Origin of the sequence: Proteiniborus sp. (genome assembly GCF_040308045.1) — a bacterium.
In the GTDB taxonomy this organism is placed as follows: domain Bacteria; phylum Bacillota; class Clostridia; order Tissierellales; family Proteiniboraceae; genus Proteiniborus.
Window position 1 is genome coordinate 131,142 of record NZ_JAWRHZ010000041.1, and the last position, 15,959, is coordinate 147,100.

The 15,959-nt window shown below is 33.1% G+C and carries 15 protein-coding genes; 11 read left to right on the top strand and 4 right to left on the bottom strand.

The window, feature by feature from the left end:
- Positions 1 to 272 precede the first annotated feature (272 nt).
- Both ABV008_RS08600 and ABV008_RS08605 read left to right on the top strand, forming a co-directional pair.
- Positions 273 to 467, top strand: a complete 195-nt coding sequence (locus tag ABV008_RS08600) for an asparagine synthase (protein ID WP_352419409.1) — start codon at positions 273 to 275, stop codon at positions 465 to 467.
- 192 nt (positions 468 to 659) lie between these two features.
- Positions 660 to 953 carry a hypothetical protein gene (locus ABV008_RS08605; protein WP_352419410.1) on the top strand — a complete coding sequence of 98 codons (294 nt, stop codon included), beginning with the start codon at positions 660 to 662 and terminating at the stop codon, positions 951 to 953.
- A 76-nt stretch (positions 954 to 1,029) separates the two neighbouring features.
- Here the strand turns inward: ABV008_RS08605 and ltaE are convergent, their stop codons facing one another.
- A complete protein-coding gene (ltaE, locus tag ABV008_RS08610) occupies positions 1,030 to 2,064 on the bottom strand; it encodes a low-specificity L-threonine aldolase (protein WP_352419411.1) in 1,035 nt (344 codons plus the stop codon).
- Between the two features lie 302 nt (positions 2,065 to 2,366).
- Between ltaE and ABV008_RS08615 the strand changes: the two genes are divergently transcribed.
- Positions 2,367 to 3,710, top strand: a complete 1,344-nt coding sequence (locus ABV008_RS08615) for an MATE family efflux transporter (RefSeq protein ID WP_352419412.1) — start codon at positions 2,367 to 2,369, stop codon at positions 3,708 to 3,710.
- Positions 3,711 to 3,756: 46 nt separating this feature from the next.
- Here ABV008_RS08615 and ABV008_RS08620 read toward each other — a convergent pair whose 3' ends face one another.
- Positions 3,757 to 4,098 carry a GreA/GreB family elongation factor gene (locus ABV008_RS08620; protein WP_352419413.1) on the bottom strand — a complete coding sequence of 114 codons (342 nt, stop codon included), beginning with the start codon at positions 4,096 to 4,098 and terminating at the stop codon, positions 3,757 to 3,759.
- A 620-nt stretch (positions 4,099 to 4,718) separates the two neighbouring features.
- Between ABV008_RS08620 and ABV008_RS08625 the strand changes: the two genes are divergently transcribed.
- From ABV008_RS08625 to ABV008_RS08645, 5 genes are read left to right on the top strand one after another with little or no spacing between them, the layout of a single operon-like run.
- On the top strand, positions 4,719 to 5,645 hold the full coding sequence (locus ABV008_RS08625) for an ABC transporter permease (protein ID WP_352419414.1): 927 nt from the start codon (positions 4,719 to 4,721) through the stop codon (positions 5,643 to 5,645).
- Between the two features lie 3 nt (positions 5,646 to 5,648).
- Complete coding sequence (locus ABV008_RS08630) at positions 5,649 to 6,839, top strand: ABC transporter permease (RefSeq protein WP_352419415.1); 1,191 nt, start codon at positions 5,649 to 5,651, stop codon at positions 6,837 to 6,839.
- Between the two features lie 17 nt (positions 6,840 to 6,856).
- The gene (locus tag ABV008_RS08635) at positions 6,857 to 7,876 is read left to right on the top strand and encodes an ABC transporter ATP-binding protein (protein WP_352419425.1); all 1,020 of its coding nucleotides are present in this window, start codon (positions 6,857 to 6,859) and stop codon (positions 7,874 to 7,876) included.
- A complete protein-coding gene (locus tag ABV008_RS08640; protein WP_352419416.1) occupies positions 7,869 to 8,849 on the top strand; it encodes an ABC transporter ATP-binding protein in 981 nt (326 codons plus the stop codon). The genes ABV008_RS08635 and ABV008_RS08640 overlap by 8 nt, the downstream gene beginning before the upstream one ends.
- Before the next feature lie 35 nt (positions 8,850 to 8,884).
- Positions 8,885 to 10,567, top strand: a complete 1,683-nt coding sequence (locus tag ABV008_RS08645; protein ID WP_352419417.1) for an ABC transporter substrate-binding protein — start codon at positions 8,885 to 8,887, stop codon at positions 10,565 to 10,567.
- Between the two features lie 75 nt (positions 10,568 to 10,642).
- Here the strand turns inward: ABV008_RS08645 and ABV008_RS08650 are convergent, their stop codons facing one another.
- Both ABV008_RS08650 and ABV008_RS08655 read right to left on the bottom strand, forming a co-directional pair.
- Positions 10,643 to 10,813 (bottom strand): hypothetical protein, encoded by a 171-nt coding sequence (locus tag ABV008_RS08650; protein ID WP_352419418.1) that lies wholly within the window; start codon positions 10,811 to 10,813, stop codon positions 10,643 to 10,645.
- A gap of 55 nt (positions 10,814 to 10,868) precedes the next feature.
- A complete protein-coding gene (locus tag ABV008_RS08655) occupies positions 10,869 to 11,051 on the bottom strand; it encodes a hypothetical protein (protein WP_352419419.1) in 183 nt (60 codons plus the stop codon).
- Positions 11,052 to 11,183: 132 nt separating this feature from the next.
- Between ABV008_RS08655 and ABV008_RS08660 the strand changes: the two genes are divergently transcribed.
- Genes ABV008_RS08660 through ABV008_RS08670 form a run of 3 tightly spaced genes read left to right on the top strand, consistent with a single transcriptional unit; the run spans position 11,184 to position 15,892 of the window.
- Positions 11,184 to 13,112 (top strand): OPT family oligopeptide transporter, encoded by a 1,929-nt coding sequence (locus ABV008_RS08660; RefSeq protein WP_352419420.1) that lies wholly within the window; start codon positions 11,184 to 11,186, stop codon positions 13,110 to 13,112.
- Positions 13,113 to 13,117: 5 nt separating this feature from the next.
- Positions 13,118 to 13,483, top strand: coding sequence for a PqqD family protein (locus ABV008_RS08665; protein WP_352419421.1), 366 nt, complete (start codon positions 13,118 to 13,120; stop codon positions 13,481 to 13,483).
- A 60-nt stretch (positions 13,484 to 13,543) separates the two neighbouring features.
- Positions 13,544 to 15,892 (top strand): ATP-dependent DNA helicase, encoded by a 2,349-nt coding sequence (locus ABV008_RS08670; protein ID WP_352419426.1) that lies wholly within the window; start codon positions 13,544 to 13,546, stop codon positions 15,890 to 15,892.
- Positions 15,893 to 15,959 lie beyond the last annotated feature (67 nt).

Below are 15,959 nucleotides of genomic sequence, written 5' to 3' on the forward strand. Positions count from 1 at the left end.
TTGAGTAAAGATACTTGCTGTGTTTAAGCTTATCGCCTGCAATAGTTATTTAAAACATTTTTTGCAATTTAAATTGTTCTTCAGGAATAGTAAAAACAACATGTCTATGCTTACACCTTTTGCTCATATTTTATTGCTAGTATTTTCTGTTTTGCAGCAGGTTTTTATTTTAGAATAGATTGACAAAATCAATTGGATAATTTAAGTATATATAGAATCTCAAATTGAGATAATAATCTAGAATCTATCTATATTATATGAGGAGGGTTAATATGGTACGAGAAGGGTTGATACCTACATTATTAGGAACAGCAGTTACTGGTGTAGCCTTAGCAACAAGGATTCCAGATGTTAAAAAAAGAGGAATACAAAGAAATGAAATTGGCACTATGATTGCGACAGGTTTAGTAGGTTTTGGATTAGCCCATATAGTATTAGGAAGTATAGACCTGATTCAAGAAAGATAGATTTAGCAGGGGTATTAAACCCTTGCTTTTTTATTTTGCTTTTTTCTAAAATTAGAAGAACTTCCGGACAAATTTTGCATATTAAATAGTATAAACTATATACTTATAGAGTTCCTGTATTAATAAAAATAAGAAAAGAAGCTAGAATTAAAAAATAAAACTATATGGATTTAAAGGGATGGAGAGTTGAAAATGTATAATAATTTTATGTCATCTGAAACACTAGGAACTTTTGCTGGGCTTGTAGCTGCAGTAAGTATCATAGTACAGTTTACAAAGTCAATAGTTAAAAATAAGTTCGGTGATGCTTATGTTAGATTGTATACTTTTGCAATAGCATTAATATTGACTTTTATATTTGCTAGATTAGGTCAAGGCATTCAAGGAATTGCGCTTACAGTTGTAAATGCAATATTAGTAAGCATTGCTTCAATAGGGAGTTACGAGATAATATCAGATCCTAAAGCAAGAAAAAGAAAAATTTAATGAAATAAATAGGCTGTGAGTTATCTCACAGTCTATTTAAAGGAGTGCAAAGATTTGCTAAGTTACTATTTCATAGCTATATCAAGACCTTTTTAATCAAAGACATAGTATAGTCAATGTCATCTTTAGATATATATTTATGAGTAACAAATCTAATTCTACTACTATTAATATCTGACACCAGTATACCTTCCTCTTTTAACTTACTAACAAGACTATAGCTATCATATTTAGATGTAGTTATATCCATCATTAAGATATTTGATTGTACATTATCAACATTGACTTCGATTCCGCTTATATCTTTAAGACCTTTTGCTAAGAGTTTTGCGTTTTCATGATCTTCAGAAAGTCTTTCAATCATATTTGTCAAAGCTACAACACCGGCAGCGGCTAAGATGCCAGCTTGTCTCATGCCACCACCTAGCATTTTTCTAAACCTTCTAGCTTTGTTTATAAATTCTTTACTACCTGCAAGCATTGAACCTACTGGAGCACACAATCCTTTAGATAAACAGAACATTATGCTGTCACAGTATTTTGCTATCTCTTTTACATCACAACCTAATGCAGTGCTTGCATTAAAGATTCTTGCTCCATCTAAATGCACTGGTAGACTATGCTTTTTAGCTAAATCAAAAATTTCTTTCATTGATTCTGGAGGAACAACAATACCTCCTGCCATATTATGAGTATTTTCTAAACAAATAAGTCCAGTTTGAGGATGATGGATATCGCCATCAGCAACAATAGCCTTTTCCACACTACTTGCACTCATTATTCCATTATGGCCTTTTACGATACGTACCTGAACTCCAGACAGAAAAGCAATTCCACCAACCTCATAATTATATATATGAGATTTTTCTTCTAGAATTACTTCGTTGCCCCTTTGAGTATGACATAGCACTGCCAATTGATTTCCCATTGTTCCTGATGGAACGAATAAGGCTGCTTCTTTACCTACTAAATTTGCTGCCATTTCTTCAAGTTCGTTTATTGTAGGGTCTTCACCGTATACATCATCGCCTACTTCTGCATTAACCATTGCCTTTCTCATATCTTCTGTAGGTTTAGTTACAGTATCACTTCTAAAATCTACAATTCTCATAAAATCATCTCCTTGGATTAAGGTTTGAGAATATTATATATCATCTTAATTTTGTAGTAAAGATAATCAGAGAACGGTAGTTAAAGGATTGCTAAAGGATTGCTAAAGGATTGTTAAACTACTGTTAAACTACTGTTTAACTACTATTAAACAGCGTTTAGCCACTGTAATTAAGGTTGTTAGAATTCATAATTGAAATCTAGGATAAATGTTAATTATTTGTATTGTCTTTAGGTAAAATAATAAGGTATAATGTTATCTAGCGTTAAATTTGCTTAATATAGAAGGCTTGGTGAAAGAACATGGAAAGACTAGATAATAGAGATATAAGAAATCATATCTTAAAGTTAGCTATACCAGCTATAATGGAAATGACTTTGCATACTCTTGTATGGACAGCCGATACTGCTATGGTAGGAAGACTAAATCCAGCATCCATATCTGCCGTTAACTTAGGGGCACAGATAATGTTTACAATAAGTAATATCTTTGGAGCCCTTGGAATTGGTGCCACAGCCATGGTATCTAGACAAATAGGGGCTAAAAACAAAGATGAAGCTGAAAACATTGCTGCACAAGCTATTGGTATAGGATTTATAATTAGCTTATTAACTGGAATCATTGGTATACTATCTGCAAATACAACATTTAAACTAATAGTAGATGATCCTGAGGTCATAGCCTTAGGTAGTGGTTATCTAAGAATAGTTTTTATTGGCGCATTCTTTTTAATACCTCAGTTTGTTGCAAATTCTATTTTAAGAGGAGCAGGAAATACAGTTGTTCCTCTTGTATCTGCAGCTTTTGCAAATGCTTTTAATATTATTGGAGACTATGTTCTTATATTTGGAAAGTTTGGATTTCCTGAGCTTGGAGTAAATGGAGCAGCTATTGCAACTGGAACTGCACAAATAGTAGGTTCAAGTATTACATTTTTCTTTTTGTTGAGAGGTAAGTCAGGGATTAAGCTTCATATTAGTAAGGTATTTAGACTAAGTAAGGATGTAGTTAAGAGTATTATAGATTTAAGCGTACCTGCCACTTTAGAAACATTTATGAATGAAGGTAGTAGACTATTATCCTCATTTTGGATAGCACAGTTAGGTACTGTTGCCTTTGCTGCACATTCTCTTGCTAATGCAGCAGAATCTATATCATTTATGCCTGGATACGGCTTTGCTGTAGCAGCCACTACAATGGTCGGACAAAGCTTAGGGGCAAGAGATATAAAAAGAGCGGAAATTAGCACTAAAAAATCTGTAATATATTCAGTTTGGCTAATGGGAGCAGTGGCTTCAGTCTTTTTATTTTTACCTTACGGAATTATGAGACTCTTTAGTAACAACTTAGAAACTGTAGCATTAGCTTCTAGGTGTTTACGTGTAGGTGCTATTGAACAGATACCTATAGCAATAGGAATGTCTGTCTCAGGAGCGCTTAAGGGAGCTGGAGATACTAGAGGTCCATTTAAGATATCCTTAGTTACAAATCTAGCTGTAAGGTTACCTCTTATTTTCATTATTGTATTTATTTTAAAATGGAATGTAGTATTTGTATGGTGGGCAACAGCCATACAGTTTATAGTTGAGGCTATTTTAATGACAATTAGATACAGGCGAGGTAGATGGAAGTCTATAAAAATATAAATGAAGAGCTCAAACAAGCTCTTCATTTATATTTTTATTGTATTTCTTATCCTAGCTCAATAGTCTTTACTTCATATTCAATATTTTCCATAGGAGTTTCTACAAAAACATGGTCCCCAACCTTTTTTAATAGAAGCGATTTCCCAATTGGTGAAAGATATGAAGCAAAATCACCATCTAATGGACTTGTAGTTAAGAAAGGAGAAACTATTTTAAACCTTTCTACTTCTTTACTATTAATGTCTTCTACTTCAACAATACTATTAATTATTACAAAGGGACAATCAGTACTTACTTTGTCAGTCTTTTTTAACTTTCTAATATATTTATCAATATTAGAAATATAATATTCTATTAGTGTTTCAAATTCTAACCTTTCGGCAGACATTTCATAGTAATATTCTTCAATAACCCTAGTTTTTTCTTCTTCAATTTCTACTAAATGCTCTACAAGTTTTTCGTAAATTGTTTTTGATGTTGCGCTTATTTTAATGCACCCCCTATCCCCTCATACATTAAATGGTAAATTTTTACATATACAACAAGCCATCCCGTAGGAAGACGGAATGGCTTCTTTAAATAATCGTAACATAGATGTTAATCATTGTCAAGAATGACTGACATTACCATTTAATAGTAAAAAGAATTCATATTTTATTGCTTAAATCAATCATTATATAAACAAAAAGCGGTTATAGTGATTTATATTTCCTAAAATCACATAAATTAGCTAAATTAATTTAGAATTTCTGAAAAAGGCGAATATATTGTACAAATGCAAAATAATTATTACATAACTATAATTTATAAAAATCATCTTATTTTTCTTTTATTTAACTAAGAGTGTACTTTATAAGTGTTTTTTGTTAGATTTATCAGTTTGATACTAGTATTTTTATAAATTGAATAATATTTCTTTTAAAATTCATTTTTTTAGGGAGGGATAATAATTGATAGAGGAATGAATTTTTAAAGCAATACACACATATTAAAGAAAGGAGAAATACTATGAAATTTTATTTGCTAAGGCGTCTGGTCTCAATATTAATTACTATTATTTTAATTACTTCTTTAACATTTGCAATGATGCACACTATACCAGGAGGTCCTTTTACTAGAGAAAGACCAGTCCCAGATGAAATATTAAGATCTTTAAACAAAAAATATAACCTTGATGATCCATTAATTGTTCAATATTTAAATTATATGAAAGGATTAATAACTTTTGATTTAGGACCATCTTATTCTAAGATAGGAACTTCTGTTAATGATTTGATTAACTCTGGTTTCCCTTCATCAGCCAAAATTGGATTGTTATCAATCTTGGTTATTATTATTGTCGGTATTCCATTAGGGGTTATTTCTGCATTAAAACAAAATACAAAATTAGATTATTTTGTTATGTTTATGGCAACCTTAGGCATTACTGTTCCTAGTTTTGTTATTGCAACATTAATAATATATTTTCTCTCAGGAAAGCTTGGTTGGTTACCTAGCTTTGGATTAAAAACACCATTAAGCTATATTGGACCAGTAATTGCTTTGTCAGGATATTCATTGTCTTTTGTTACAAGATTAACTCGTTCCAGCATGCTAGAGGTTTTAAGACAAGACTATATTAGAACTGCACGAGCTAATGGTATAAAAGAGCTTTCAGTATTGGGAAGACATGCTGTTAAAAATGCATTGATTCCAGTTATTACTTATATAGGACCTATGATAGCAGCTATATTAACAGGTTCTTTTGTTATTGAAAGTATATTTGCTATCCCTGGCATAGGACGTTATTTTGTCGAAAGTGTAACTAATCGTGACTATACAACAATCATGGGCGTTACAGTCTTTTATGCCGTATTTTATATTGTTATGGTTTTATTAGTAGATTTAGCCTATGGTTTTATAGATCCACGTATTAAGTTAGGGGGGGATAAATAGTCTATGAAAGAAGCTAAATTTGTATTTATAGAAACTAAAATCGAAGGCGCTGAAAGTACTAAACCTAGTTTGACATATTGGCATGATGCATGGAGAAGGCTTAAGCAAAATAAATCATCAATGATAGGTATTATTATCATATTTTTGATAATATGCTTTGGCATTATTGGACCTTATTTGACTCCTTATTCTTATTCAGATCAAGTTAATGAATATAGAAATTTACCACCTATTTTAAAGCTATATAAGGCTGATGACGATTTATATTTGCATGTATCAAAAGACTACAATATATTTAAAGTTTCTAAAGACGGAAGGCTCCTTGAGCGTCTACAGTTGGATAAAAACAAGAGAGATATTATTAATAAGATTTATGTATATAAATATGGTGATGAAGAAATAAAATTAGACTTCTCATATAATTTGTTACCCACGAAGCAGGGATATGATTATGATTATACCATTGAATATAAAGGACAAGTGTTAACAGAACCTTGGAGTAGTAAATTAAATAAAAAATTTCCTTTCGGTACAGATGAATTGGGTCGTGACATACTAACACGTGTTATGTACGGGGCTAGGATTTCTCTATTAGTGGCTTTCATTGCTACCTTTGTTAACTTATTTATTGGAGTTATATATGGTAGTATTTCAGGATATGAAGGTGGTAGGGTAGATGATATTATGATGAGAATTGTTGACATTATTAATTCAGTACCATTAGTATTATATGTTATTTTACTAATGGTATGGTTTAGAGGAAGAGGCTTAACTAATATTGTTATAGCGTTAAGTAGCGTTTACTGGGTCGGAATGGCTAGATTAGTACGTGGTCAGATGCTATCTTTAAAAGAACAAGAATTCGTACTTGCTGCAAGAACTATGGGCGTATCAAAAATGAAGATTATTACTAGGCATTTGATTCCTAATGCAATAGGGCCCATTATTGTATCTATGGCAATGATGATACCTTCAGCAGTATTTACAGAATCATTTTTAAGCTTTATAGGACTGGGTGTATCAGCACCAATGGCATCCTGGGGGACATTGGCCAACAACTCACTTCCAGGATTGACAACCTATCCTTATCAGCTATTTTTCCCAGCATTATCTATTGCACTTACTATGCTAGCATTTAACTTCGTAGGAGATGGGTTGAGAGATGCTTTAGATCCAAGATTAAGGAAAGGATAAGATGTGATATGAAAAAGATGAATAATACAATATTAGAAATTAAAAATTTAAAGACCTCTTTTTTTACCCATGTAGGTGAAGTTCAAGCTGTTAGAGGTGTAGACTTTAGCCTGAAAAAAGGAGATGTTTTAGGAATTGTTGGAGAATCTGGTAGTGGGAAAAGTGTTACTGCTTTATCTATTATGAAGCTTATTGATTACCCAGGAAAAATTAAATCAGGAAAAATTATTTTTAATAATAAAGATATATCAAGTTTTTCAAACAAGCAAATGTCTAATATTCGTGGAAATGAAATTGCAATGATATTTCAAGACCCTATGACATCTCTTAATCCAGTAATCAGCATAAAGAATCAAATGGTTGAAGTTATAAGACGTCATCAAAAATTAAGTCGTAAAAGAGCAGTAGAATCTGCTATAAAGATGTTAAGTATGGTTGGAATCCCAGATGCAGAAAAAAGAATTAATTCATATCCCCATGAATTTTCTGGTGGCATGAGGCAAAGAGCCATGATAGCGACAGCATTATTATGTAATCCAAAGCTATTAATTGCTGATGAACCTACTACAGCCCTCGATGTTACAATACAAGCACAAATTTTAGATATTATGAAGCGTCTTGCTAATGAATTAGACACATCAATTATTCTGATTACTCATGATTTAGGTGTTATAGCTGAGATTTGTACAGATATTATTGTTATGTATGGAGGAATGATAATGGAAAAAGGGACAGCTGATGATATCTTCTATAATCCTCAACATCCATATACTCAGGGTTTACTTAAATCTGTTCCACGAATGGATAGAGAGGAAAAAGGAAGATTAGTACCCATACAAGGCTCTCCACCAGATTTAATAACACCTCCAACTGGATGTCCATTTTCCCCTAGGTGTCCATATGTTATGCAAATCTGTACAGAAGAAGCTTCGCCAACATTTGAAATAGATGAATCTCATAGTTCAGCTTGTTGGTTATTACACAAAAATGCACCTAAGGTTGAAGGGTATAGAAAAGGAAGTGTTCAAATTGGCTGAAAATAGAACATTATTACAAGTTAAAGAGTTAAAGAAATATTTTTTCATAGGAGATAGCTTATTCAAAAAAAATCGTCAATATTTGACTGCTGTAGATGATGTAACTTTTGATATAAAAAAAGGAGAAACTTTTGGGCTAGTGGGTGAATCAGGCTGTGGGAAATCTACTTTAGGAAGATGCATAATCAAGCTTTATGAACCAACTGGAGGAAATATAATATTTGATGGGAATGATATTACTAATATTTCTGAAAAAGAAATGATGAGATATAGAAAAAGAATACAAATGATTTTTCAAGATCCGTATGCTTCTTTAAATACTAGGATGACAGTTTCAGAAATAATAGGTGAAGGTATAGATACGCATAACTTAACTAAAGGTAAGGAAAGACAAGAGAGAATACATAAATTACTTAAAATAGTTGGATTAAAACATGAACATGCAAGTCGTTATCCACATGAATTTTCAGGAGGTCAAAGACAAAGGATTGGTATTGCAAGGGCTTTGGCAGTGGAACCAGATCTTGTAATTTGTGATGAGCCAATATCTGCTCTAGATGTATCAATCCAAGCCCAAGTGGTAAATATGCTGGAAGATTTACAAGATAATATGGGATTGACTTATCTTTTTATTGCTCATGATTTGTCCATGGTTAAGCATATTTCGGATAGGATTGGTGTTATGTATTTGGGTAAGTTAATGGAAATATGTGAAAGTAAAGAGCTATATAAAAATCCTATACATCCTTATACACAGGCTCTATTATCATCTATACCTATACCTGACCCTAGGCTTAATAAGGTAAGCAAGAGAATTATTCTTCATGGTGACGTAAAGAGCCCAATAAACCCACCAGAGGGATGTAGATTTCATTCTCGTTGTAGATTTTGTGAGAAAATTTGTACAGAAGTAACACCTAAACTAATAGAAGTAGAGACAAATCATTTTGTTGCATGTCATTTGGTTAAATAGGACGAAAGTCCAAAATAATAAAGGAGGAAAGAAAAATGAAAAAAAGGTTATTAGCTTATTCACTAGTTCTAGTGCTAATGTTTACTTTGATCTTAACTGGATGTAGCAAACCAGTGGATCAGCCAACAGAGCAACCAACAGAGCAGCCAACAGAGCAACCAACGGAGCAGCCAACAGAACAACCTGCAGAGGAAACAGAAGCTGTTTTAAATTGGAACATTGGTGCTGACCCTAAAACTATTGATCCTTGTCTTAATGGTGCTAGTGATGGCGGAGACGTCATCAATCAAACATTTGAAGGACTTGTTAGAGAAAAAAGCGGCGTTATTTATTCAGGTATTGCAGAAACTTGGGATGTTTCTGAAGATGGATTGACAGTAACATTTCACCTTAGAAAATCAAAATGGTCAGATGGTTCCGACTTAACAGCTCATGATTTTGTGTACTCCTGGAAAAGAGGCATGGATCCTGCTACAGCTTCTGAGTATGCTTGGATTTGGGAGTATACAAATATAATTGGAGCATTTGATGCAGTTAATGGAGCTTCATTAGATGATGTTGGTGTTAAGGCTCTTGATGACTATACTTTAGAAGTAAAGCTTATAACTCCAACTGATTACATCATAAGTTTATTATCTTTCTATCATTTCTTACCTGTTAAGCAGTCAGCAGTAGAAGCATTAGAAGATGGTGCTTGGGCAAAGAATCCTAATACAGCAATATGTAATGGCCCATTTAAACTTACATCCTATAGAATTGGAGAAGGCTTGACTCTAGTTAAGAATGAAAATTATTGGAATGCAGAAAATGTAAAACTAGATCGTATTGAAGGAAAGTTTATTGATATAGCATCTACAGCTTATCAAGCATACCAAAACGGAGAGCTGGATTTTATTCCTAGTGTACCTGCAGCTGAAGTTCCAAAGCTTATTGCAGAAGACCCTAATTTTCATGTATTCCCATTGCTTGGAACATACTATTATAATTTTAACTTAGAACGCGATATATTTAAAGATGTTAGAGTAAGGAAAGCAATTGCTCTTGCAATTAATAGAGAATTAATTTGTGAAACATTAGGTGCAGGGCAAGTACCAGCAGCTGGATTTGTACCTCCAGGATTCCTTGATGCAGATGGAAAGGATTTCTTTGAAACTGCTGGAACTTATGGATTTGCCACAGATGATAGTACTGTAAAAGCTGCTCAAGACCTACTGGCAGAAGCTGGTTATCCAGGTGGAGAAGGATTCCCAGAGTTTACAATAATATACAATACTTCAGAAGGTCATCAGATGGTTGCAGAATTAGTACAAGAAATGTTAAAGACAAATCTCGGTATTAACACAAAATTGGAAAATCAAGAATGGGCTGTTTTCCAAGATACTAGAAGAGAAGGGGATTTTGAATTAGCACGTGGTGGTTGGTTAACAGATTTTATGGATCCTATGGGAATGTTAAGTATTTTCACAAGTGAAAATGCATATAATGATCCAAGATTCAAAAATGCAAAATATGATGTTTTATTATCAACTGCAGCTAAAACAAGAGGCAAAGAGCACTTTGATGTACTATATAAAGCACAAGATATTCTTATGAATGAAGTACCAATATTACCTATATATCATTATACAGACACCATGCTCGCTTCCCCAAGGATTGTTGATTGGGATAGAAGTGTTTTGGGAACAATAGATTTTAGTGGAGCTTCTATAGCTAAATAGTTATAAAGATGACTTCTGTGTTCTACAGGAGTCATCTTTTTTAGGTACGCTTTTATTTAAAGACTGTTATACATATTATTTAAGCCTAGAATCATTGTCGTCATCTATATCATTTATAGTGTTTTTAAGCTCTTCATTGTTCTCCAAGATGTTTTCCATATCTTTAAAACCAACTATGTCAGGTATAATCCTTTTTCTAAGTACGTTCTTCTCTCGAAAATCATTAGGTTTATTAGTGAATTTCATTTTTTCACCTCTTATTTTTTGATTTTCATTATAGTTAGTTTAAATATTATTTGAGCTATTTGAATCCTATAATGTTATTTTCTGCTATAGGGAATCTCGATTTCTTATTATCTTTGTTACTTAAATTAGGAATGGAAGCTTCATTTTCAATATTATTAAGCCCAGATATATTAGTCATTGGGTCTGCTATTAATGTATTCTTTTCATTATGATTTTTATTATTAGGTATGTCCTTCATAAAATATCACCACCATAATTTATTTGTATATAGTTTGCTCTAACTAACTCCTAATTATTCTTTATTTTGCATAAAGTAGGCAAAGTACGGGGAATATAAAAGAACAATAATAGTTTCAGTGGAGGGATTCGGATGTCGGAAAGGAAAGGAATATCACATGGCGCTTATGGTGGCGTTCATGGACATGATTATATTCCATATATATCAGCTAAAGAAGCTATGCCGGAGATAACAGTTGCTTCCTTAATTATAGGGTGCTTATTTGCAATATTATTTGGCGCTGCTAATGCATATTTAGGACTTAAGGTAGGACTTACTATTTCAGCTTCTATACCAGGAGCTATAATGGCAACAGGAATTCTCAAAGGCGTATTAAGAAGAAATAATATTCTAGAAGCAAATATGATTCAATCAATAGGAGCTATGGGGGAATCAATTGCAGGAGGACTCATATTTACTCTTCCAGCAATTATAATATGGGGATTAGACTTAAGATTAAGCACTATAGTAGTGGTAACAGTATTAGGTGGGCTATTAGGTATATTGTTTATTATTCCATTAAGAAAATTTCTAGTAGTTGAGGAACATGGAAATCTAATCTATCCTGAAGGAATGGCTGCTGCAGAAGTTTTGGTAACGGGAAGTACAGGTGGGACAGGATTTATGACAGTACTTATGGGGCTAATAGTGGGCGGATTATATAAGATATTATCTGGAGGCTTTGCACTTTGGATAGAAAAACCAGAATGGACTATTAGACCATTGCAAGGTGCTATTTTTGGAGTAGATGTATTAGCATCACTTGTTGGAGTAGGTTATATAGTAGGCATAGAAGCAGCTCTTTACATGTTTTCAGGGGCATTGGTAGCATGGATAGGGCTGATTCCTCTTATTAAATATGTAGGTAGTGGTTTAGCAACACCTTTATTTCCATCTACAATATTAATTTCAGAAATGGACTCGTGGGCTATATGGAGTAACTATATAAGGTACGTTGGAGCAGGGGCTGTGGCTTCAGGAGGCTTCATTAGCCTTGCTAAATCAGCACCTACAATTATAAGATCATTTAAGTCAGCAATGTCTGGAATAGGAAAGGGAGAATCAACTAACAAAAGAACAGATAAGGATTTAGCTTTGACTTGGGTAATTGGCGGAGCAGTTTTAGTGTTCTTGCTTTCTTGGCTATTACCTATTGTAAATGTAGGAGTTATTGGAGCACTAATGGTAGTATTCTTTTCATTTTTCTTTTCTGTAGTGTCAGCTAGAATAGTTGGGATTATTGGAGTATCAAACAATCCGGTTTCTGGAATGACTATAGCGACTTTACTTTTTGTGACATCCATATTAAGGATAGCAGGCTTTGTTGGGAATGCAGGAATGTTAGCTGCAATAATTGCAGGTGGAATAGTCTGTGTAGCAATTGCAGTTGCAGGAGGAGCTGGACAAAATATGAAAACAACTTTCATAATAGGTGGTACACCTAGAAGTGTGCAGATAGCCATGTATATAGGAATATTAGCTTCTGCAGCCTTTGTAGGCCTAGTCATACTGCTTCTTCACAATATATACGGTATGGGTTCAGAGCAAATACCTGCTCCTCAAGCTACTTTAATGTCTATGGTAGTTAAAGGAGTAATGACTGGCCAATTACCTTGGATACTTGTAACTATAGGAGCAGTTTTTGGGGTTATGTGCGAACTGATGGGTATTCCAATATTAGCCTTTGCATTAGGGCTATACCTGCCTATACATTTAAGCTCTGGTATATTGGTAGGAGGAATAATAAGAAAACTGGTAGATACTAAATACAAGGATAATGAAGAGATACTTAAGAGACAAACAGAAAAAGGCATATTAGTTTCATCAGGTCTAGTGGCAGGAGATGCTTTAATGGGGATTATAATAGCAGTTTTTGCAGGTTTAAATATTAATATAGCCTTCGGGAAAAATATAATTCCAAGTATAACTCAAAATCCAATAACAGCTTCCATAGCTTTTCTATTATTATCAGCTTGGATATATTTTTTCACAATTAAAAGAGATAATGTTAGTACAAGGTGATATAGATGAAAATAAATTCAAAAAACAAAAAAGATAACTTTTTATTATATATTCCTAGAAAAAATCATGACAATTGGGTAGAAAAGGAGGGAGACATTTATTTAGTATTTACCCATGACAAAATAATTGAGAAATTAATACAAAAACTTTTTAATAAACCTAGAGTTACAGATATTAGGCTTGATGAAATAGGAACATATATATGGCAACTTATAGATGATAATAGAAATATTTACAATATTGGCCAATGCCTAGTAGAGAGATACGGAAAGAAATGCGAGCCTGTATATGATAGGCTTATAATGTATCTTAGATACTTAAACAAGAAAGGCTGGATTAGATTTAGGAAAGAGGAGTATAGTAAAATATAAACCTTGCAAAACTCCATGATTTTCAATACTATTATTAATAGAGAGAGTAGGTTGATAATCATGGAGCTAAAGCAAAGAATAAAGGTATCTGTTCGTAATCTAGTAGAATTTATTCTAAGAACTGGAGATATAGATTCAGGATTTGTAGGCAGTAGCAACAACAGGGCATTAGAAGGCACTAGGATACATAAGAAGGTGCAAAGTGCCAGTGGCGAAGACTATGACTCTGAGGTCATTCTTAAATATGATATAGAATACGAGGAATATATACTAAGTCTAGAAGGTAGAGCAGACGGTATTATTAAAGAGAACGACACTGTTACAATAGACGAAATAAAAAGTACCGCAGCACCTATTGAGAAAATAGATGAAGACTATAACCCTCTCCATTGGGCACAGGCAAAATGCTATGCCTTTATTTATGCTGAGCAAAACCAGCTTTCAAATATAAATGTACAGCTAACATATTATCAAATAGATACAGACGAAATAAAACGTATAGTTAAAGAGTTTAGCTTTGAAGAACTAAAGGAGTTCTTTTTTGACCTAATTCAAAAATACTTTATTTGGACAGAAATGCAGCACAGGTGGAATATTAAAAGGGATGCTTCTATAAAAGAGCTATCCTTTCCTCATGAAAAATACAGAAAGGGACAGAGGGAATTAGCAGTTGCTGCATATAAGACTATAGTAAATGGGAAAAAGCTATATGCCCAAGCCCCTACAGGAATAGGCAAAACCATATCCACAGCTTTTCCTACCATTAAGGCTATGGGAGAAGGACACACATCTAAAATATTTTATTTAACAGCTAAAACCATAACCCGAACTGTAGCTGGAGAGGCTTTTTCACTAATGAGAGAAAATGGGCTAAATGTAAAGACTATAGTACTTACTGCCAAGGATAAAATATGCTTTAAAGAAAAAGCAACCTGCAACCCAGAAGCATGTGAATATGCTAAAGGCCACTATGACAGAGTAAATGATGCCATAATGGATATTTTAAAGAATGAAGATGAGCTAAATAGAGAAACTATCGAAAAATATGCACTTAAGCACTGTGTATGCCCCTTTGAGTTTTCACTTGATTTGACTTTATGGGCAGATGCAGTGATTTGCGACTATAACTATGTATTTGATCCTAGTGTAAGCTTAAAAAGATTCTTCGCAGAAAAGGGAGGAGACTATGTCTTTCTAATTGACGAGGCTCACAACCTAGTAGATAGAGCTAGAGAAATGTACTCAGCAGAGCTTTTCAAGAAGCCTTTTTTAGACTTTAAAAGAGAAGTAAAGACTACTTATCCTAAACTATCTAAAGCTTTAAACAAAATCAATCAATACATGCTGGAGCTAAAAAAGAAGTGTGATTCTAATGGCTATTATATTAAGGAAGAATTAGATGGCGATATATATTATTACCTTAAAAAGTTTATTGCTGAATGTGAAGAATACTTATTAAAGCAGAAAAAAGCTGAAATGTATGAAGAGCATTTAAGCCTATATTTTGAGGCTTTGGCATTTACAAGAATATGTGAGCTGTATGACGATAAATATATTACCTATGTAGAAAATTTAAATAGAGATGTGAAGCTAAAGCTTTATTGCCTAGATCCATCACATTTATTGAAGGAAACATTAAAGAAAGGCAAGGCAGCTATATTCTTCTCTGCCACATTGATTCCAATGGACTATCATAAAAACATATTAGGTGGAGAAGAGGATGATTATACTATTTATTTAAATTCCCCTTTTTCTGTTGAAAATAGGCGTATTCTTGTAGCAGACAGGATATCAACAAAATATAGAGACAGGGAAAAAAGTTACATAGATATTGTAGAATATATAAACTCTGTATTAAATGCTAAAGAGGGCAATTATTTAATTTTCTTTCCATCCTATCAATATATGAATAAGGTTCATGAATTATTCATAGAAAAGTATCCAGAGTATGAAACCTACATTCAATCGCCTAATATGACTGAAGAGGAAAGGGAAGACTTCTTAGAGCTATTTGAGCTAGACAAGGGAAAAAACATCTTAGGCTTCTGCGTCCTAGGTGGGATATTTTCCGAGGGGATTGACCTAAAGCATGACAGGCTAATAGGAGTTATAGTAGTTGGAGTTGGACTGCCTCAAATATGCCTAGAGAGAAATATTGTTAAAGACTATTTTAATAAAGTAAACAATCTTGGATATGAATACTCATATATGTATCCAGGTATGACCAAAGTCCTTCAAGCATCAGGAAGACTGATTCGAACAGAAGAGGATAGAGGAGTTATTCTACTACTAGATGAAAGATTTGTCTATACAAACTATCAGAGATTATTTCCAAGAGAATGGTTTCCTTATATAAGAGTAACCAATGATAATGTAGAAAAGCAATTAGATGAATTTTGGAAATGGTAGGACAAGAAATAAAATTGAGAATTGAAAATTAATTAATAATAAGGGCAGTGGGGACGGTTTGAGACCA

What these genes read in the sequence shown, in the direction of transcription:
- ABV008_RS08600 (WP_352419409.1), top strand. Translation starts at nt 273, where the DNA reads ATGGTACGAGAAGGGTTGATACCTACATTATTAGGAACAGCAGTTACT.
- ABV008_RS08605 (WP_352419410.1), top strand. Translation starts at nt 660, where the DNA reads ATGTATAATAATTTTATGTCATCTGAAACACTAGGAACTTTTGCTGGG.
- ltaE (WP_352419411.1), bottom strand. Translation starts at nt 2,064, where the DNA reads ATGAGAATTGTAGATTTTAGAAGTGATACTGTAACTAAACCTACAGAA.
- ABV008_RS08615 (WP_352419412.1), top strand. Translation starts at nt 2,367, where the DNA reads ATGGAAAGACTAGATAATAGAGATATAAGAAATCATATCTTAAAGTTA.
- ABV008_RS08620 (WP_352419413.1), bottom strand. Translation starts at nt 4,098, where the DNA reads ATGTCTGCCGAAAGGTTAGAATTTGAAACACTAATAGAATATTATATT.
- ABV008_RS08625 (WP_352419414.1), top strand. Translation starts at nt 4,719, where the DNA reads ATGAAATTTTATTTGCTAAGGCGTCTGGTCTCAATATTAATTACTATT.
- ABV008_RS08630 (WP_352419415.1), top strand. Translation starts at nt 5,649, where the DNA reads ATGAAAGAAGCTAAATTTGTATTTATAGAAACTAAAATCGAAGGCGCT.
- ABV008_RS08635 (WP_352419425.1), top strand. Translation starts at nt 6,857, where the DNA reads ATGAATAATACAATATTAGAAATTAAAAATTTAAAGACCTCTTTTTTT.
- ABV008_RS08645 (WP_352419417.1), top strand. Translation starts at nt 8,885, where the DNA reads ATGAAAAAAAGGTTATTAGCTTATTCACTAGTTCTAGTGCTAATGTTT.
- ABV008_RS08650 (WP_352419418.1), bottom strand. Translation starts at nt 10,813, where the DNA reads ATGAAATTCACTAATAAACCTAATGATTTTCGAGAGAAGAACGTACTT.
- ABV008_RS08655 (WP_352419419.1), bottom strand. Translation starts at nt 11,051, where the DNA reads ATGAAGGACATACCTAATAATAAAAATCATAATGAAAAGAATACATTA.
- ABV008_RS08660 (WP_352419420.1), top strand. Translation starts at nt 11,184, where the DNA reads ATGTCGGAAAGGAAAGGAATATCACATGGCGCTTATGGTGGCGTTCAT.
- ABV008_RS08665 (WP_352419421.1), top strand. Translation starts at nt 13,118, where the DNA reads ATGAAAATAAATTCAAAAAACAAAAAAGATAACTTTTTATTATATATT.
- ABV008_RS08670 (WP_352419426.1), top strand. Translation starts at nt 13,544, where the DNA reads ATGGAGCTAAAGCAAAGAATAAAGGTATCTGTTCGTAATCTAGTAGAA.